Source organism: Arenimonas aestuarii (genome assembly GCF_054781715.1).
On record NZ_BAAGTW010000006.1, the window covers coordinates 114035 to 132887 of the forward strand.

The following is an 18853-nucleotide window of genomic DNA, read 5'->3' on the forward strand; positions in this document are numbered from 1 at the left end:
ACAAGTGCTTAACAAGATGGCAGTAACGGTCCTGACCACGAACCGTGTGCGGAATTCGCAATTCGATGTGCCGGCATTGGGATTTGCGTTCAGCCCACCGCCGGCCGGGCGCCCGCGCGCGGCCGTATGCTTGGCTCACCGCCCACCGGAGATCGCCATGGAAACCAAGACCGTACAGGTGTTCCTGCGCCAGCAGTCCGGGTACGCCTTCACCATCGAGTTCGGCGAGGGCATCGCCGACCTGGCCACCGACGAACCGGCGCCCCTCGGCGAAGGCAAGGGGCCCAATCCCTCGCGGCTGCTGATGGCCGCCATCGCCAACTGCCTGGCCGCCAGCCTTACCTTCGCGCTGAGCAAGTTCGGCAACCAGCCGGGACCGATCACGGCCACCATCACCGGCGAGATGGCCCGCAACGACGGCGGCCGCTGGCGCATACCCAAGGCCGTGGCCGAATTGACACTTTCCGAGGGCCCGGGCGAACTCAAGCACCTCGAACGCATCCTGGCCCAGTTCGAGGAGTTCTGCGTGGTCACCCAGAGCGTGCGCCAGGGCATCGAAGTCGAACTGGTGATCCGCGACCACGATGGCCGGGTGCTGGTGGGCGACAAGTCCTTCGAAGCAGGCGCCTGACGCCCGCCGCGATCGGGGTTCTGCGCGGGGGCGGCTCAGCCGCCCTTGCGGGCATCGAGGATCAGGCGGGCCATGGCCGCGTCCCCTTTTTCGATCAGTTCGACCGGTGTGAACTGGAAGCCGGTGACCACCATGGCCTCGCCCACGCACCACTCGCGCTGCTCCTTGTTGAAGCTGGCGGCGCCGGCGGCCGCGGCCTTCAGCAGGTCGGTCGTGGGCACGGTGTCCTGGGGTTCGGGCGCGCGCTTGCCCGGCGCCGGGCCGCTGGCGGTCTTGCCGGCCTCGGTCTTGAGCCAGGCGACCCGGGCCAGGGCGACGGCGAGCCGGTCGCCACCGTCCTTGAGCCCCGGCGCGGCGTCGGCGAGCGCGCCAAGCAGGGCGTCCCGTTCGACTTCCATCGTGTCTTGGGCTTTTTCGAGCTGGGCGATGCGTGCCTCGGCGGCCCTGACCATGCCTTCGAGCTGGATGATTTCGGTGGCCGGGTCGGCCAGGGTCTTGGCGCCCAGCAGGCGCATCACCTTTTCGCCCATGCGGGCGTGGATGGCCGGGTCGGAGAACTTCAGGTCGCGGGCGGCGGTCTGCCAGGCCAGCGCGACCTGGCTGACGGTCTGGGTCTTTTCCGTCTGCGGGGCGTCGGTGGCCTGCGTGGAGACCTGGGATTTTGGCGCCAGGCTGGCGTTTGCGACCTGCTGGATGGCCAGGTCAAGGCGTTCGCAAAGCTCGGTTTTCTGGAAGTCGCGCGCGAGCTTTCGCAGCTCGATGCGGCAGTCGATCAGCAGGGCGCGCAGGTCTTTCATGCCGCCATTCTATGCCGGCCCGGGGCCGGGCGGGCATCAGCGCGACAGCAGGAAGTGCAGCAGGTTGTTCTGGAAGTAGGGGTTGACCGACAGCTGGTCGTGGCGTTCACACAGGAAGAAGGTCTGGGCGAAGGGGAAACTGTCGTAGGCCGCGCCCACGCCCGCCACGCGGCCGCGGCCCAGCTGCGAGTCGCGGGTGACCAGGCCGTCGCCGGGCTGCATCAGCAGGCGTTCGTAGTCCACGCCGTCGACCCGGGCCTGAACGTCCTCGGGCCGGACGACCAGGCTCCTCACCCCGTCCTTTTCGTCCAGCACGGCCCGGCCCGGGGTCAGGGTGCAATCACCGCCGAAGAGCGCCACTTCCACGCCGTTGCTCTGGATCGGTTCACCCAGGGCCAGGTGCAGCTTGCGGGCCCGTTCCAGGTGGCGCGCGAAGGTGGCATGCAGCGCGGCGAGTTGCAGCGCGCCGGTTTCCGGGCCGTGGGCCGAGGCCAGCACGCGGGCCTCGACGTCGGGCGAAAAAACGCCCCAGCGATGGCGGCGCCAGGTGTCCACGCTGTAGATGTCCAGGTCCACCAGCTGGCCGTCCGGCCCGTGGATGACCCTGGCGTCGGGATGCGGCAGCGTCTCGAAGGGCGTGGCGAAGGTGGCCAGCACTTCCACCGGCACGGTGCGGAAGGCGATCTTCACGCCCTTCTGCAGGCGCTCGAGGCTGATGACCGAGCCCAGGTTGGGCGTGCCCAGCAGCACCATGCGGCGGATGCGGTGCGCGCCCTCGTCCCAGGGCGTGAATTCGTTGCGGTCGAGGATGTCCTGAGGGCCATAGCGCAGGTAATAGCTGGCGATCAGGCCGCCGTTGCTGTGCGCCAGCACGTCCACCGGCAGGTCGGGGTCACCGTAGTCGCGGCGGATCTGTTCGACCATCTCGTGCAGCTGGCGCACGGCGTGGATGTTTTCCTTGCGCCAGTCGTACAGCAGCACGTAATAGCGCCGGCGGTCGTTCTGGCCGCGCACCGGCTCCCCGGGTTCGGCGCGGCGGAAACGGCCCACGTCCTCGAGTGCGGCGATCAGTGCTTCGTAGTAGTCGGTACGGGCGACGCCGTAGAACAGGTCGCCCGGCACCAGACCGCCGCCGCGCTGTTCGACGTCGCGCACGCGCGCCAGCTCGCGGTACTCACTGAAGGCCAGCGTGCCCAGGCCGCCCGGCCAGTACTCCTTGCCGGTGTCGCGCTCGACCAGGGTCGAACCCATCAGGCCATGGATGAGGATGACCGGCGGCTGGGCCTGGTTGCGGGTGTCTTCTTCGTAAAGGCGCGCCAGGTCCGGGCGCGTGGCCGCGCCGCTGCAGCCCGCCAGCACGAGGCTGGCGAGCAGCAGCCAGGGCAGCCGTCGCAGGAGGGTATTCATGAGGGCCGGGATTTTCACACGGCCCGCATGAACGCGGACACCGCCGGAAGTACCGGCCGGCCTCAGGCGGCGGCGGACGCCGACAGCGACGGGTAGTCGGAATAACCTTCCGGCCCCGGCGAATACAGCTTGTCGGCCTGCATTTCGGCCAGCGGCGCCTTCGTCGCCAGCCGGGCCGGCAGGTCCGGGTTGGCGATGAAGGGGCGGCCGAAGGCGACCAGGTCGGCGCGGCCGGCGGCCAGGTCGGTTTCGGCGCGCGTGGCGTCGTAGTCACCGGCCAGGATCAGCGTTCCGGGGAAACGACGGCGGGTTTCGTCCACCAGCTCGTCGGGCACGGCGCCCGGCGTGGCGATCAGGCTCAGGTAGGCCAGGCCGCGTTCGGCCAGGGCGTCGACCAGGGCCAGGTATTCCTCGCGCTCGCCTTCGAAACCGGCCGCCAGGTCGTTGAAGGCATTGAACGGCGAGACGCGCACGCCGACATGTCCCGCGCCGATGGCACCGACCACCGCATCCACGACTTCAAGCAGGAAGCGACGGCGGTTTTCGCCGCTGCCGCCGTAAGCGTCGCTGCGCTGGTTGGATTTGGGGTTGAGGAACTGGCCCGGCAGGTAGCCGTTGGCGGCATGCACCTCGACCAGATCCATCCCGGCTTCGCGCGCCAGCAGCGCCGCGCGCACGTATTCGTCGCGGGTGGCGGCGATGTCGGCGTCGCTCATTTCGCGCGGCACCGGGTGATCCTGCATGCCCTGGGTATCGGTCCAGATCTGCCCGGCCGCGGCAATGGCCGACGGGCCCAGCAGCTCGGCGCCTTCGGGCAGGTTGGCCGGGTGGCCGATGCGGCCGCTGTGCATCAGCTGGATGGAAATACGGCTGCCGCCGGCGTGCACGGCCTTGGCGACGCCGGCCCAGCCGCGGGCCTGTTCGGCGTTGAACAGGCCGGGGATGCGCGAGTAGCCCAGGCCGTTGGGCGAGGGCGAGGTGCCTTCGGTGATGATCAGACCGGCGCTGGCGCGCTGGCCGTAATAGGTCGCCATCAGGGCATTGGGAACGTTGCCGGGGGCGCGCGAGCGGGTCATCGGCGCCATCACGATGTGGTTGCGCAGGGTCAGGCCGGCAAGGGTGGTCGGTGAATAAAGGGTGGGCTTCATAAGGGGGTCTCCGGTGGGATGTCGCCAGCATGGAGGGGTTCGCTGGCGAAACAAAGCCCCTTATGTGGCACTTATTGTTGCACCTATGCGTTCATTCATCGGGGCGGGAGCAAGTCGGCAGACGCCCGCCCCGCCCTGCGCTACGCTCGGGTCACCCTGTCGCGGAGAGACCGAATGCGCCTGATCCGACCCTTGTCGCTTGCCCTGGCCGGCTTGTTCGCCCTTTCCGCCTGCGCCACCCCCTCCCAGGACCCACCGCCGGCCGGGGACAGCGCCGATGGATTCGCCGCCCCGCCGCCCCCGCCCGCGATGGACGAGGCCGGCACCAACGAGGACGCCGTCATGACCTGTGATGCCAAAGCCGGCCAGTGGGCCGTGGGCAATGTTGCCGACGAAGCCCTGGTGGCCAAGGTCAAGGCCGACACCCAATCGGATCGCGTGCGGGTCATCAAACCCGGGATGATGGTCACCATGGATTACCGCGAGGACCGGGTGAACCTGGACGTGGACGAGGACAACAAAGTCCTCACGGTGCGCTGCGGCTGAGTCCGTGCGCCTGCTGGCCCAACAGGTCCTGGGGCGCGTCGCCCTGTGGTCCACCCTGGCGGTGGTGGGTGGCACGGCCCTGGGCTATGCCTATGCCTGGCAGCTCTCGCGCGACCGCGCCCTGGACCAGCTGCGCCGCCACGCCGAACTGCAGGGCCTGCAGCAAGAGCAGGCTTTCCGCGACGCCCGTGGCCACCTTGATGTTTTCGGCGCGGAATTCCTGCGCCGCTACGAGGACACGGGTACCGACCCTGGCGCGCGCTTCGACGCCATATTCCTGCCCAATGCCGACCAGAGCATCCGGCTGCGCCCGGAATACTTCCGCGGCCACCGCAAGCCCGATGGCCGCTACGTCATCCACACCACCGGATTCATCAGCCCGACGCGTCCGGCGCTGGACGCGGATCTGCGCCGACGGCTGGTGATCGCCACCGACCTGGTGGCGGAGCTTGGTCCGGCCTGGCGCGAACCCTTCGCCAACCTTTATGTCTCGTTTCCGGAAAATGCCTCGGTGATCTACTGGCCGGGCAGGCCCTGGGGCCTGGACGCGGACCCGGGACTGGATGTCGCCGGCGACCCGCTCTTCCAGGCCACGCTGCCCGCCAACAACCCCGCCCGCGACCTGGTCTGGTCGGACCTGTACTTCGACACCACCGCCCGCCAGTGGGCGGTCACCGTGCAGCTGCCGATAGACGACTCCGCGGGCCGTCACCTGGCGAGCGCCAGCCAGGACATCCTGCTCGAGGAAATCATGGAGCGCCTGGGCCGCAGCCGCCTGGCCGGCTCGCGCACGCTGCTGCTGAGCGCCGATGGCCACCTGATCGCCGGCGTCGGGTCCTTTGCCGAAAACGACAAGGCGCGCGGCAAGGTGCACGTTGACGACGCCGACGATCCCTTCGCCGCCCGCATCCATCGTTTGGCCGAAGAACACTTCGAGCAGGGCCATTCCGCGCACATCATGCGGGAAGAACAAAGCGGCGCTTATATCGTCTTTTCGCGCGTCGACGGCCCGGACTGGCGGCTGGCAACCATATACCCCGCCGACCAGGTGGGTGGCGCGGCGTCCCGCGGCGCGGCCATCATGCTGGCGCTGGGCCTGGCGCTGCAGCTGATTCTGCTTCTGGTCGTGGGCACGGTGCTCAGCCGGCGCGTCAGCCAGCCGGTGCGACGCCTGCGCGACGCGGCGGATCGTTTCGCCCGGGGCGACCAGATCGAGGCCGCGGTTGCCGACCTGCCGCTGGGCGAGGAAAACGAGATCGGCAGCCTGTCACGCAGCTTCCATGAACTTGCCCGCCAGGTGGAACAGCGCCAGGTCGAACTCGAAGGCACCGTCGAAGACCGCACCCGCGAACTGGCCACGGCCAACCGCCGGCTTGAACAGCTGACCCGCACCGACAGCCTGACCGATCTTCCCAACCGGCGCGCCTTCGACGAGGACCTGGCGCAGCTGCTGGCGCATCCCGAGCCACTGTCGGGTCTGGCCCTGGGCATGCTCGACGTCGACTATTTCAAACCCTACAACGACAGCCTGGGCCACGAAGCCGGCGACCAGGCACTGCGCAAGGTCGCCGACGTGCTGGCCGGCCAGATCCGCCGCGACGTGCGCTGCTACCGCTACGGCGGCGAGGAGTTCGCGCTGGTGTTCACCTCGATCGCGGTGCCGCACGCCGAGCGCATCCTCCGGCGCATCCTCGAGGACATCGTCGCCGCGGCCATCGAACACCCGGCCAGCCCGTTGGGGGTGGTGACCGTCAGCGCCGGCCTGGCCAAGAGCTACGACCCGGACGTGGACGCCGCGTCACTGGTGCGCGCGGCCGACCGCCAGCTTTACGCGGCCAAGGCCAGCGGCAGGAACCGGGTCGCCGCGGGCTGATTCCGCGGCTCAGTGCGAAAACAGCACCGGCGTGCGCGTGCCCTCGAGCACCGTGCGGGTGACGCCGCCGAAAACCTGTTCGCGCCAGCGCGAGTGGCTGAAGCCGCCCATCACCACCAGGTCGGCGACGCTGGCCCGGGCGTGTTCAAGGATGGCCTCGCCGGTGCTGTGGCCGCCGCGTTCGACTTCCACCACCTTGGCCTGGCAACCGTGCCGCGCCAGGTGGCGGGCGATGTCCGAGCCCGGCGCTTCGCCATAACCCAGGGCCGTGGTCTGCGGGTTGACCACCAGCACGTCCACCTGGGCGTCCCGCGGCAGCCAGGGCAGGGCATCGTGCACGGCGCGGCTGGCTTCGCGACGCGGCTGCCAGGCGATAACCACGCGGCGCGGCGGCACCATCAGCGCCACGCCGTCCGGCACCAGCAGCACCGGCCGGCCCGAATGCATCAGCAGGGCGTCGAAACTGGTGCCAAAACGCGAGCCCGGCGCGCCGGGCGCCGGCCCGCCGAACACGCACAGGTCGGCGTGGCGGGCATGCAAGGCGGCCACTTCCTCGGGCCAGGCCAGGGGCGAGTCGGCCACCCGCACCTCGTGGGCAATGCCGGCGGCAGCGAGCTTCTTGCGGGCCCCGGCGGCAGCGTCTTCGGCCGCTTTGCGCAGCGCCTCGAAGCCGGCCTGGTCCAGGCCGACGGCGGTGACCCCCCACTCGCTGGCGAACGGTACCGGCGCATGCGCCACGGCCAGGGCCGCGACATGGGCGTCATGGGCCTGGGCCAGGGCGATGGCGGCATCCAGGGCGGCGGCATCGGCCGCCGTGCCCTGCAGGAAGACGAACAGGTCGCGAATCATGGCCAGGCTCCTCGTAGGTCGGCAGGGGATGAAACCACCCTACGCCCGCGGCGCACGGTGGCGTTGACGTGAGTCAAGCCTACGCCGGTGACTTGTCTCACGTAATGAGACGGCCCAAGCGGCTAATGAAGGCCCCTTGCCACGCCGACACGCCCATGCCCGCCAATGCCCTCGCCCGCCGTGACGCCCGCGACCTCGCCCTCGGCGCCCCGGCGCCGGCTGATTCGCCGCTGGCGCCGCGGGTGCGCGACCCGCGGCAGCTGGCCAGCCGGCTCCAGGCCAAGTACGCCGACCGGGTGACCGGCCACTTCGTCCAGCCGACACGGGAAGGACGCTATGCACCGCTGCCGGACGAGCTGCCGCCGGCGCTGGCGGCGGCACTGCGCGCCCGCGGCATCGGCCAGCTCTACAGCCACCAGGCCCAGGCCTGGGACGCCGCCCGGGCCGGCAGGCACTTCGTGGTGGTCACGCCGACCGCCTCGGGCAAGAGCCTGTGTTACACGCTGCCGGTGGTCGCGGCGGCGATGCAGCAGCAGGCCAAGGCGCTATTCCTGTTCCCGACCAAGGCGCTGTCGCAGGACCAGGTGGCCGACCTGCTGGAACTCAACCGCGCCGGCGACCTGGGCCTGCGCTGCCACACCTTCGACGGCGACACGCCCGGCGACGCCCGCCAGGCCATCCGACTGCACGCCGACCTGGTGGTGTCCAACCCGGACATGCTGCACCAGGCGATCCTGCCGCATCACACCAAATGGGCGCAGTTCTTCGAAAACCTGCGCTACGTGGTGATCGACGAAGTGCACACCTACCGCGGCGTGTTCGGCTCGCACCTGGCCAACGTGGTGCGGCGGCTCAAGCGCGTGTGTGCGTTCTACGGTGCCAACCCGCAGTTCATCCTGTGCTCGGCGACGATAGGCAACCCGCAGCAGCATGCCGAGGCGCTGGTGGAGGCACCGGTCGAAGCCATCACCGAATCGGGCGCCCCGGTGGGCGAAAAGCACCTGCTGCTGTGGAACCCGCCGGTGGTGAACCCCGACCTGGGCCTGCGTGCCTCCGCACGTTCGCAGTCCAACCGCATCGCCCGCCTGGCGATCCGCGCGGGCCTCAAGACCCTGGTGTTCGCGCAGTTGCGCACGATGGTCGAGGTGCTCACCAAATACCTCAAGGACGTCTTCGACCACGACCCGCGCAAGCCGCCGCGCATCCGCGCCTACCGCGGCGGCTATTTGCCCAATGAGCGCCGCGAGGCCGAACGCGCGATGCGCGCCGGCAACGTGGATGGCATCGTCAGCACCTCGGCGCTGGAACTGGGCGTGGATATCGGCGCGCTCGACGTCGTCGTGCTCAACGGCTACCCGGGTTCGGTCGCGGCCACCTGGCAGCGCGTGGGCCGCGCCGGCCGGCGGCAACAGCCGTCGCTGGGCGTGCTGGTGGCCTCGTCCGATCCACTCGACCAATACCTCGTGCGGCACCCCGGCTTCTTCGAACAGGCCAACCCCGAACACGCGCGCATCGCGCCCGACCAGCCGCTGATCCTGCTCGACCACCTGCGCTGCGCCGCCTTCGAGCTGCCCTTCCTGCGCGGCGAATCCTACGGTCCGATGGATCCGGCGCCCTGGCTGGATGTGCTCGCCGAAACCGGCGTGCTGCATTCCGAGGGCGAACGCTGGGACTGGATCGCCGACAGCTACCCGGCCAATGCGGTGTCGCTGCGCTCGGTGGCCGACGGCAACTTCGTGGTGGTGGACCGCACCGATGGCCGCCAGAAGATCATCGCCGAAGTCGACTACTCCGCCGCCGCGCTCACCCTGTACGAAGGCGCCATCCACATGATCCAGTCGGTGCCCTTCCAGGTCGAACGCCTGGACTGGGAAGGCCGCAAGGCCTATGTCACCCGCACCCACGTCGACTACTACACCGACGCCATCGACTACACCAAGCTCAAGGTGCTGGAGCGTTTCGACGGCGTGCGCGCCGGCGGCGGCAGCGCCCAGCACGGCGAAGTGCACGTGGTGCGGCGCGTACCCGGCTACAAGAAGATCCGCTACTACACCCACGAGAACATCGGCTACGGCCCGGTGAACCTGCCCGACCAGGAAATGCACACCACGTCGCTGTGGTGGCAGCTGCCGCAGGACGCGCTGGAGCAGGCCTTCGTTTCGCGCCAGGACGCGCTCGATGGCTTCCTGGGTGCGGCCCATGCGCTGCACGTGGTCGCCACGGTGGCCGTGATGGCCGAAGGCCGCGACCTGCGCCAGGCCGTGGGCAGCGGCGACGGCGCCTGGTTCGCGCACACCGATGGCCGTGGCCGCGGCCAGCTGCGCGGCGCCGATGGCCAGCCCGGCAGCCCCGATGCCGCCGAACGCTTCACGCCCACGGTGTACCTCTACGACAACTACCCCGGCGGCATCGGGCTGAGCGAACCGCTATGGCGCCGCCAGGCCGAACTGGTGCAGCGTGCGCGCGAACTGGTGGCGGCCTGCGACTGCGCCGCCGGCTGCCCGGCTTGCGTCGGCCCGGTGCTCGCCGCCGACGAAGGCAAGACCGGCAATACGCCGCGCGCGCTGGCATCGCAGGTGCTGGACCTTCTGGGGACCGCGGCGTGAGCGCGGGGCTGGCACAGAAGCTGCGCTTGCTTCAGGGGGAGGCCGGTAAAGCGCCGCCTCTCTCCCACCCCGCGGCGGCCAGGGGAGAAGCGCTGGGGATTCACCCGTCTCCCTCCACCCGCCCCCGCCCCGAAGTCCCCGAAAACATCCGCCGCCTGCTCGGCCTGCGGGCGCGCGCAAGCAGTCGACCCATCACGCCCCTGCGCCCGCCCGACCGTTATCTCCCCGGCGACGAAATCGCGCCCGGCCTGCGCTACTACGAATCCCGCCATGAAGCGCCGCCGCTGCCGCCGAGTGTCGATGTTTCCTTCGCAAAAGATTTCGACACCGTGGCGCCGGGCCAGCTGCTGTGCTTCGACACCGAAACCACCGGACTGGCCGGTGGCACCGGCACCCGCGCCTTCATGATCGGCTGCGCCGACCGGGTGGACGGCCAGCTGCGCATCCGCCAACTGATGACCACCACGATGGCGGCCGAGCGCGCCATGCTGGAAACCTTCGCCCGCTGGCTGGAGCCACGCACGGTGCTGGTCAGCTACAACGGCCGAAGCTACGACGCGCCTTTGCTGAAGACGCGCTACCGCCTGGCACGTTTGCCCTGCCCGATAACGCCGCTGGCCCACCTGGACCTGCTGCACCCGGTACGCCGCCGCTACCGCGGGCTGTGGGAAAACTGCCGCCTGGCCACCGTCGAACGGCAGCTGCTGAAGGTGCTGCGCGAAGACGACCTGCCCGGCAGCGAGGCCCCCCGCGCCTGGCGCGACTACCTCGGCGGCGGCCCCGCCACCGACCTTCGCCGCGTCCTGGCCCACAACCACACCGACGTGCGCAGCCTGATGCAGCTGCTGGCCCGCCTGGCCGGAGACACTCCTACAATCCCTCCATGCCCGAACCCTTCAAGAACCTGATCAACGCCGGCCTGGTGCGCGCCTGCGGCGAGCACCTGCAGCGCCACTGGCGCGACTTCGATCGCCGCGGCTTCGAGAAACACGCGCTCGACGGCCTGGACGCGCTGGAGATGAAGGCCCGCGCGATGCAGATCGCCGACGCGCTGGAAGCGACGCTGCCCGACGATTTCGACCATGCCGCAGGCATCATCGAAGCGGCGCTGGCGCCGCCGGCGACCACCGACGAGCTGGCCTTCCGCATCTCCGACGCCGGCCTGGCCGGCTGGATCGGCTGGCCCCTGGGCGAGTACATCGCCCGCCGCGGACAGGCCGAGCCCGAACGCGGGTTGCTCGCCCTGCATGCGCTGACCCAGCGCTTCACCAGCGAATTCGCGGTGCGGCCGTTCCTGTTGAACCATTTCGCACCGACCATGGCGCAGCTGCAGCGCTGGAGCAGCGACCCCAGCCCGCACGTGCGTCGCTGGACCAGCGAAGGCAGCCGTCCGCGCCTGCCCTGGGGGCTGCAGATCAAGTCGCTGATCGCCGACCCGACGCCCACGCTGCCGCTTCTGCGCGCCCTGCAGGACGACCCCAGCCCCTACGTACGTCGCAGCGTCGCCAATCATCTGAACGACATCGCCAAGGACCATCCCGGTGTCATCGCCGATTGGCTGGAGACCCAACTTCCCCAGGCCAGCGCCGAACGCAGGGCCTTGCTGCGCCACGCCAGCCGCAGCCTGGTCAAACGCGGCGACCGCCGTGTCCTGAAAGCCTGGGGCCTGGGCGCCACGTTCCGCGGCGAGGCGACGCTGTCGCTGTCGGCAAGGCGCGCGTCCGTGGGCGACTCGCTGCAGCTGGTGGCGACGCTGGCCTCGGCCGCGCGCAGCAAACAGACCCTGGCCGTGGATTACGTGGTGCATCACGTCAGGGCCAACGGCGACACGTCGGCCAAGGTGTTCAAGGGCTGGGCCCTGGAGATGGCGCCCGGTGAAACCCGGCGGCTGGAGAAAAAACACTCGCTGCGTGCGATCACCACCCGCCGCTACTACCCCGGCAAACACCGGGTGCAACTGCAGGTCAACGGCAACGTCGTCGCCGAAACTGCGTTCACCCTGTTGGCCTGACGGCGCCCCGGCAAACAAACGGGCCCGCCGAAGCGGGCCCGTCCGTATTCAAGCGGAGCAGCGTGTAGTCAGTTGCACTGGTTCTGGAACACGCAGGCCGCCCATTCCGGGTGGTCGATGAACGGGTTGCGGTTGCCCTGGTAGGAATACACCGCCTCGTTGCGCAGCTGCTCCTTGGCGTCGACCGGATCCTCGGCGTGCCAGCGCAGCAGGTCGGCCAGGCGACCCATGTAGGCAACGCCCAGGTTGGCGCTCGAGGACTGGATCAGGCCCGGATCGTCGGTGAGGATCAGGTTCGGCTCGGCGGCGCCGGTGACGCCGTGCGTGCCGCCTTCGTAGCGAACGTCCATGTACAGCAGCGCGCGCGCGACGTCGCCCTTGCGGTCGCCCCAGGTCTGCCAATAGCTGGTGTCGTACCAGTTGGAATTGCCCGGGAACACGCCGCTGCCGCCACCTTCGCCGTTGTGGGCGACGGTGGTGCGCTCGGTGCAGCCCGACAGGCAATCGGCGTAGGGCTTGTTGCCGCGCGAGCTGTTGTAGCCCGAATCCGACAGGAACAGCATGTGGGTGTCGGTATACGGGTAGTTCGTGCTGCTGTCGTTGGTGAAGCCGTAGCTCTTGGGCCAGGTGTGTTCGCGGTTGTACTCGGTGTTGCCGGCGCCGTACTTCTGGTAGCTGGCGTTGCGGTACACGTCGAGGATGCGGCCCGGGTTGAGCGGGTCCTCGTCGGCGAACTCGAGCACGTCCCAGGTATCGGTGGCCGTAGAGCTGTACGGGAAGCGCTGGTGGTCGTCGATGATCGCGTGCAGGCTGGCGCGCAGGGCGCTGGCGCTGCTGGTGTTCACCCCCGAGTAGTAGTCGTTGCCGGGCACCGAGGCGGTGGTGAACATGAAGCCGTAGTCGGCGGCCATCGGCGTGGCGACGCCGTCGAGGTCGCTGACCTTGCTGGCCAGCACGTCCACCAGGCAGTCCTCCAGCCCGGCCAGGGTGGCCTGCGGATTGGCGGTGAAGGTGCTCGGGCCGCCGCTGACCGTGACCGGCACGTTGCCGCTGGTGTCGCAGCCCAGCACGATGGCGCCGGCCTGCAGGCTGACGGGTTCGGAGAAGCTGATGCTGATGTCGGCATCCAGCGGCACGGCCGAACTGCCGTTCGCCGGCGACGTGTTGGTGACGGTGGGCGCCGCATCCGGAACCGGGAAGACCTGGCCCGCGTTGCAGGTGCCGGGACTGGCGGTGGACGGCGCCTGCCAGTTGAAATCGGCATAGGCGGTGCCGTTGCCCTTGAGCTGCAGCGACTGGCCGACGGGCGTGGAAGTGGTTTCGGACACGCCGATGTCGACCGAGGTCTTGTTGCGCGCCGGGCCGTTCGCGGCCTTGAAGCGACCCTCGTAACTCAGGAACTGCACGGTGGTGCCGGACGCGTTGACCAGGGCAACGCCGTCGGGCGCACCGTTCTGCAGTCCCGCCGCGGCGACCGAAACGAAACCGTAGGCGCCGCACTGGCTGCCCAGCGTGCCCGACAGCGAACGCGTGGCGTAAACGCGGCGGTCGGAACCGTTGTAGAAGTGCAGGGACCAGCCGGACAGCGACGTCCCCGCGTCGCCGGCGACCTCGACGAACTCGTCGACATCCGTGCCATCGTTGTCGTAATGGATTTCATTGATCCACACCCCGGCGTTGGCAAACGCAGGGCACAGCAACAGCGCGGACAGAAGCCCGACCTTTCCCATTTTCATGTACGAAATCTCCCCGAAGTTTCGTCAGATATTCCCCTGTGCGGGTGACAGTATCTTTGCCGCCGGCCCGGCGCCACGACCGGTGAGCCCTTTTCCGACCAACGGCACCGGCAGCCCGCACCCGCCCTTCACGGCCGGTGCCTAGACTGGTGGCATGCCTTCGCCCCTCGCCCAACCGCTGCGCACCTGGGTCCTGCGCGCTTTCCCGCGCGGGGAAAGCGGTCTTGACTACGACAGTCCTGCTGACGACCCCGGCCTGTTCGACCCCGCGAGCGCGACCTGGCGGATACACGCCGACTTCGCCGGCATGCTTTCGGGCGGCCTGTGCGCGCTGGTGCTGCAGACCCTGCACCCCGCGGCGCTGGCCGGGGTGTGGGACCACAGCAACTTCCGGACCGACCTGGTGGGCCGGCTGCGGCGCACCACGCACTTCGTCGCCGGCACCAGCTATGCCCCGCGGGCCCAGGCGGAAAAACTGATTGCCCGCGTGCGCCGCATCCACGACCGCGTGCAGGGCGTGACCGAAACCGGCGAACCGTACTCGGCCAATCACCCGGCCCTGCTTACCTGGGTGCACGTGACCGAGGCCTACGGCTTCCTGCAGGGCTACCGGCGTTTCGCCGGGCCGGTGCCCGGCGCCGACGCCGACCGCTACTACGACGAAACCCGCTGCATCGCCGAGGCCCTGGGCGCCACCGACGTGCCGCGCAGCGAAGCGGAGGTGGCGCATTACTTCGAGGCCGTGCAGGCCCAGCTGGCCTTCACCGACCGGTCGCGCGAGGTGCTGCGGGTGCTGGACACGATGCGCCTGCCGGTGCCGATGGCCGGGCTGTCGCGCAAGGTGTTCCTGGGCGCGGGCATGGCGCTGCTGCCGGACTGGGCCCGGACCCTGTTGCAGCAAGGTCGACGCGAACGGTCCGGCGCCGAGCTGGCCGCGCGCCTGCTGTCCGCCGCCGCTCCCCTGTTCCGCGCCGGCCTCAACGACGGCCCGGCCCAGCACGCCTGCCGGCGCATGGGCCTGGACCCGGCCTGGGTGCGGCGCGGCTTCGCGGATGGAAACCAGGCGCGAAACCGCTAGGCTAGGCCGGCCCCCGACGCCGGAGACCCGCATGCCCGCCGACCGCTTCCGCCTTTATTCCGACGTGGACCTGGAGATCGTGGTCGACGACATGGCGCGCCAGGCGGCGGCGCTGCTCGACGCCACGCCGACGGTGCTGCTGGGCGTGCTGCGCCGCGGCGCACCGCTGGCCGACCGCCTGCTGGCCCGGATCCGCGTGCACGCGCCCTGGGCCGAGATCGAGCGCATCGACCTGAAGGTCAAGCGCTACGCCGACAATCTTGAGCTGCTGCACCCCGACACCGCGCTCGAGGCGCCGCGCGGCGCCGACCTGATGAACCGCCGCGTCATCGTGGTGGACGACGTGCTCTACCAGGGTTATTCGCTGATGCGCGTGTTCGAGTGGCTGGCGACGCAAAAGCCGGCGCACGTGCACGCGGCGGTGCTGGTCGACCGGCAGCGCCATCGCATGCCGGTGCGTGCCGACATCGTCGGCCTCACCCTGAAGATCGCGCCCGAAGACGTGATCGAGTGCAACGTGCCGCCCTACGAGTCCGACTTCGCCGTCGACCTGTGGCGCCCCGCCGAAGCCCCGAAGGGCTGACGATCGCCCGGCGTGGCTTCAGCCGCGAGCGGCGTCAGCCCTTGGCGCGAACGTACAGATCCTTGCCGCCGGCCGGGCTCGCCAGTTCCTTGAACTCGAACCACTTCGGGTAGGCCTTGAACAGGTCGCTCAGCTTGCGGTGGCCGTAAAGCCGCGGGTCGAAATCCGAGCGCAGCTTGTTGAGGTAACTGCCGACCGCGCCGAGCTGGGCCCAGCCTTCTTCGTCGCTGGCTTCTTCAATGGCCTGGTTGAGCAGATTGCGCGGCGCCTGCTGCGGCTGCTTGGGCTTTTCGACGCTGGCGGTCTTGGTCGCCTTCTTCGCGACGCGACCATTGGCTTTGGCCGGCTCGGGTTTTTCAGCCTCGGCCGCATCCTGGCGCAGCACCTCGGTGTAGGTGAACTTGTCGCAGGCCTGCACGAAGGGGTCGGGCGTCTTGCGTTCGCCGAAGCCGTAGACCGTGAGGCCGGCTTCGCGCAGGCGCTGGGCCAGGCGGGTGAAGTCGCTGTCGCTCGACACCAGGCAGAAGCCGTCGAAGCGCCCGGTGTACATCAGGTCCATCGCGTCGATGATCAGCGAACTGTCGGTGGCGTTCTTGCCGCTGGTGTAGGCGAACTGCTGCACCGGGTGGATGGAGTGCTTGAGCAGCGCCTGTTTCCAGCCCTGCAGCCGCTGCGAGGTGAAATCACCGTAGATGCGCTTGACGCTGGCGACGCCGAACTTGGCCACTTCGGCCAGCAGGCCTTCGATGACCGAGGGCTGGGCGTTGTCGGCGTCGATCAGCACGGCCAGGTGCTTGGCGTCTTCGGCCGAGGTGGGGGTGTTGCCGTTGCGCGATGGCATGGGGTCTCCTTTCTGGGCTGCAGTTGCTCCCACAGGTTCAGTTGTTCGGCGCGGGGCGGGCGTAGAGGTCGATGATGGCTTCGACCGCGTCCGCGCACACGTCGCAGAAATGGTCGGTGCGGGTGAACATCAGGCAGTTGAGCTGGGGGCGGTAGTAACCGGTGGCCTGGTAGTTGGCGCCCTCGAAGGCGCCGACGGCGCCGGCGTGGGCATGGCCGGCGAACAGTTCGGTCACGTAGGCCTGCTCGTCGTGGAAGAGCTGGCTCATTTCCGATTCCGGGCGCTGGTCGGCGCGCAGCTGCGCGCGGCGTGCCTGGTTTTCGCGCTGGAAGGCTTCGAACTGCGATTTTGGCCAGGGCGTGGGCAAGGGCGTGTCCGGGCTGACCAGGTGTTTCCACTTGCCGGCCTGCGGGTCGGCGGTGGCGTTGGGCTCCCAGGGTTCCGGGCGTTCGCCGCCGCTCTGGTAGGCCACGGACGAGGTGTAGTACTCGTCGGCCAGGCCGGCGAAGTGGTGGCCGAATTCGTGCACGAACAGGTAGTCGGCCCAGTCATTGCCCGCCGCGGCGGTGCTGAACTGCCCGAAGATGCCGCCGCCGCCGTAGGTCTCGCTGTTGAAGATGATCTCGACCACGTCGTAGGGCGCGTGCTGGGCCAGGTCGCGCCAGGCGCGGTTGTCCACGCTCAGCGCATAACGTTCCGAGCCGAAGATGTCGTAGCGCAGGCCGGTGGCGCTGGCCCTGTGCACGCCGGTGGACGGGCGCGAAACGCCGCTCTCGGGCAGCGGCACCGTCAGGGCCCAGACGTTGAAGTCGCCTTCGCGTTCCTTGAACGGCGAAACGCTGAACAGGTGGTCGGCCAGGCGGCGCGCATCGGCTTCGAACTTCGCCAGTTCGTGTGCGGCGTAACCGTCTCCCAGGATCAGCAGGTCGACCTTGCCGGCCGGGTCGCCGTTGTCGCGGATGGCGATGGGTCGGGCCGGCGCCCTGGCCGGCGCGCGCTCGATGTCGAGCGAGGCCGGGTCGATGCGCACCTGCCAGGCCGGCACGAAGTTGTTTTCGGCATCGCGCTTGAGCACCTGCACGGTGACGGGCTTTTCCGGCATCGGGAAACGCAGTGATTCCTGGAAGCTGCGCTGCAGGCCCTCTGCTTCGACCGTGGACTGCCATTCGCCGAAGATCGTGCTGTAGCCGCGCGAGTACAGCGGCTCGCCGGTCTCGGCGTCGAGCACGCGGACCTGGTTCATGCCGCGATTGCTGTCGTCGATCGGGCGTGCCGGGTTGCCGGGCCAGGGCAGCGGCTCCACGACCAGGCGTTCGAGCGCGAAGTGTTCGGTGCTGGCGTCACCGCCGTGCTGGATGTCCACGCGCAGGGTCGCGGGCGGCTTGGCGGCGACGGGCAGGGCCAGCAGCAGGCTGGCAAGAAGGGCGGCGCGCATGCGGTGGTCCCCGGTATTGGCCGGGGCCAGTGTCGCATGCGGGGCGATCGGCTTCAGGGCTGGCCGTCGTCCAGCGGCCGGGCGCCAGCGGCGACGATGGCGGCATGCGCGGCGGCGTGCCGTTCGGCCGAATCCGATTGCACCACCACCAGCAACACGCCCGATTCCACCAGGGCCCGGTAGCGTTCGCGCACGTCGTCGTTGGCATGGTCGCCAGCCGCGTGGCCGGTCCAGCCGGCGAGGTTGCTGCCCAGCAGGTTGAGCATGCCGGCGCCGGCCAGGCTGACGCCCAGCGTGGGCACGGCGACGGCGCTCAGGCCGGCCAGCAGGCCGCGGGCCCTGCCGTGTTCGTCGGGCTCGGGGGCTTCGGGGTCGAGCTCGAGTTCGATGTCGTGCCGCGCGACCAGGGCGATGTCTTCATCGGCAATGCCGGCGTCGCGCGCCGCGGTGAGCGCGTCTTCCAGCCGGGCCAGATCGTCGACGGCGAAGACGCTGCGGTTTTCATTCTTTTGGTTCATGGCGGACTCCAGGACCTGCGTTCCAAACGGAAACGGCCGGGCGTCCTGCCCGGCCGCTGCCGTCCACTCTGACATGGATGGGCTTGTTTAGTCGTGCATGTCTGCCACGTCGTCCTCGTCCATGGCCGCGTCCGGGCCGACGATCAGGTGGGTGGCGACGACGCTGCGCACGCCCTTGGTGCCCTGGGCGATTTCAACCGCCTTGGTGCGGGCCGCCAGGGTTGGCGCGGTGCCGGTCAGGGTGACCACGTTGCCTTTGGTATCGACGTTGATCTCGGTGCCATGCACCTGCTCGTCGGCCAGCAGCTGGGTCTTCACCTTGGAGGTGATCCAGGCATCGTCGATGCTGTCGCCGGCTTCGTCCATGGCCTCACGCACCTCGCCCGAGGCGGTGGCGGTGTTGGCGTCCTGGCGGGCTTCGGTGCCTTCGCCGGCAATGGTCAGCTTGTTTTCGACGCGCACGACATCCTCTACCTGGGCGACCACTTCGGTGGCGGCTATCTTGTCGGCCATCGAATCGGCGCCACCGGTCAGGCTGACCACGCCGTTGTAGGTGTCGACATTGATGTCGAAGCCCTGGGTGCGCTCGTCGGCCAGCAGGCGGGTCTTCACCGAGGCGGTGATCGCGGCGTCGGTGGTGGCCTGGGCGGCGGTGCGCGCAGGCTTGGCGTCGTTCACGGCCTTGACCATGTCGGCATGATCTTCGCCGGTGTGGTGCTCGGCGTTGGCGGCAGTGGCGCCGAACGACAGGGCAATGGCGGAGGCGATCAGGGAAGACTTGATGGCATTCATGG

The 18853-nt window shown here is 69.3% G+C and carries 17 protein-coding genes; 8 read left to right on the forward strand and 9 right to left on the reverse strand.

What is annotated here, in order from left to right:
- The first annotated feature begins 157 nt into the window (after window positions 1–157).
- Window positions 158–631 carry an OsmC family protein gene (locus ACYVJH_RS10155; protein ID WP_460454531.1) on the forward strand — a complete coding sequence of 158 codons (474 nt, stop codon included), beginning with the start codon at window positions 158–160 and terminating at the stop codon, window positions 629–631.
- A 35-nt stretch (window positions 632–666) separates the two neighbouring features.
- On the opposite strand, the gene ACYVJH_RS10160 is transcribed toward ACYVJH_RS10155, so the two are convergent.
- The 3 genes from ACYVJH_RS10160 to ACYVJH_RS10170 form a co-directional block, all read right to left on the reverse strand.
- Window positions 667–1428, reverse strand: a complete 762-nt coding sequence (locus tag ACYVJH_RS10160) for a hypothetical protein (RefSeq protein WP_460454532.1) — start codon at window positions 1426–1428, stop codon at window positions 667–669.
- A 36-nt stretch (window positions 1429–1464) separates the two neighbouring features.
- Entirely contained in the window at window positions 1465–2835 is a 1371-nt protein-coding gene (locus ACYVJH_RS10165; protein ID WP_460454533.1) for an esterase/lipase family protein, read from the reverse strand.
- Window positions 2836–2897: 62 nt separating this feature from the next.
- Window positions 2898–3983, reverse strand: coding sequence for an alkene reductase (locus ACYVJH_RS10170; RefSeq protein ID WP_460454534.1), 1086 nt, complete (start codon window positions 3981–3983; stop codon window positions 2898–2900).
- Between the two features lie 174 nt (window positions 3984–4157).
- Between ACYVJH_RS10170 and ACYVJH_RS10175 the strand changes: the two genes are divergently transcribed.
- Together ACYVJH_RS10175 and ACYVJH_RS10180 are read left to right on the forward strand one after the other, a co-directional pair.
- Entirely contained in the window at window positions 4158–4529 is a 372-nt protein-coding gene (locus tag ACYVJH_RS10175; RefSeq protein ID WP_460454535.1) for an I78 family peptidase inhibitor, read from the forward strand.
- A 4-nt stretch (window positions 4530–4533) separates the two neighbouring features.
- On the forward strand, window positions 4534–6402 hold the full coding sequence (locus ACYVJH_RS10180) for a sensor domain-containing diguanylate cyclase (protein WP_460454536.1): 1869 nt from the start codon (window positions 4534–4536) through the stop codon (window positions 6400–6402).
- A gap of 9 nt (window positions 6403–6411) precedes the next feature.
- Here ACYVJH_RS10180 and ACYVJH_RS10185 read toward each other — a convergent pair whose 3' ends face one another.
- Window positions 6412–7251, reverse strand: a complete 840-nt coding sequence (locus ACYVJH_RS10185) for a universal stress protein (protein ID WP_460454537.1) — start codon at window positions 7249–7251, stop codon at window positions 6412–6414.
- 155 nt (window positions 7252–7406) lie between these two features.
- On the opposite strand from ACYVJH_RS10185, the gene ACYVJH_RS10190 reads away from it, so the two are divergent.
- From ACYVJH_RS10190 to ACYVJH_RS10200, 3 genes are read left to right on the forward strand one after another with little or no spacing between them, the layout of a single operon-like run.
- Window positions 7407–9857, forward strand: a complete 2451-nt coding sequence (locus ACYVJH_RS10190) for a DEAD/DEAH box helicase (RefSeq protein ID WP_460454538.1) — start codon at window positions 7407–7409, stop codon at window positions 9855–9857.
- The gene (locus ACYVJH_RS10195; RefSeq protein ID WP_460454539.1) at window positions 9854–10765 is read left to right on the forward strand and encodes a ribonuclease H-like domain-containing protein; all 912 of its coding nucleotides are present in this window, start codon (window positions 9854–9856) and stop codon (window positions 10763–10765) included. Before ACYVJH_RS10190 ends, ACYVJH_RS10195 begins: the two co-directional genes overlap by 4 nt.
- Entirely contained in the window at window positions 10741–11868 is a 1128-nt protein-coding gene (locus ACYVJH_RS10200; protein ID WP_460454540.1) for a hypothetical protein, read from the forward strand. The genes ACYVJH_RS10195 and ACYVJH_RS10200 overlap by 25 nt, the downstream gene beginning before the upstream one ends.
- A gap of 68 nt (window positions 11869–11936) precedes the next feature.
- On the opposite strand, the gene ACYVJH_RS10205 is transcribed toward ACYVJH_RS10200, so the two are convergent.
- Complete coding sequence (locus ACYVJH_RS10205; RefSeq protein WP_460454541.1) at window positions 11937–13604, reverse strand: endonuclease; 1668 nt, start codon at window positions 13602–13604, stop codon at window positions 11937–11939.
- Window positions 13605–13758: 154 nt separating this feature from the next.
- Here ACYVJH_RS10205 and ACYVJH_RS10210 point away from each other — a divergent pair, with 154 nt between their 5' ends.
- Both ACYVJH_RS10210 and ACYVJH_RS10215 read left to right on the forward strand, forming a co-directional pair.
- Window positions 13759–14682, forward strand: coding sequence for an oxygenase MpaB family protein (locus tag ACYVJH_RS10210; protein WP_460454542.1), 924 nt, complete (start codon window positions 13759–13761; stop codon window positions 14680–14682).
- A gap of 31 nt (window positions 14683–14713) precedes the next feature.
- Window positions 14714–15265 (forward strand): phosphoribosyltransferase family protein, encoded by a 552-nt coding sequence (locus ACYVJH_RS10215; RefSeq protein WP_460454543.1) that lies wholly within the window; start codon window positions 14714–14716, stop codon window positions 15263–15265.
- A gap of 34 nt (window positions 15266–15299) precedes the next feature.
- Here the strand turns inward: ACYVJH_RS10215 and ACYVJH_RS10220 are convergent, their stop codons facing one another.
- The 4 genes from ACYVJH_RS10220 to ACYVJH_RS10235 form a co-directional block, all read right to left on the reverse strand.
- Window positions 15300–16106, reverse strand: a complete 807-nt coding sequence (locus ACYVJH_RS10220) for an NYN domain-containing protein (protein ID WP_460454544.1) — start codon at window positions 16104–16106, stop codon at window positions 15300–15302.
- A 37-nt stretch (window positions 16107–16143) separates the two neighbouring features.
- A complete protein-coding gene (locus tag ACYVJH_RS10225; RefSeq protein ID WP_460454545.1) occupies window positions 16144–17541 on the reverse strand; it encodes an IgA Peptidase M64 in 1398 nt (465 codons plus the stop codon).
- 53 nt (window positions 17542–17594) lie between these two features.
- Entirely contained in the window at window positions 17595–18059 is a 465-nt protein-coding gene (locus ACYVJH_RS10230) for a hypothetical protein (protein WP_460454546.1), read from the reverse strand.
- Window positions 18060–18146: 87 nt separating this feature from the next.
- Window positions 18147–18851 carry a BON domain-containing protein gene (locus ACYVJH_RS10235; protein ID WP_460454547.1) on the reverse strand — a complete coding sequence of 235 codons (705 nt, stop codon included), beginning with the start codon at window positions 18849–18851 and terminating at the stop codon, window positions 18147–18149.
- Window positions 18852–18853 lie beyond the last annotated feature (2 nt).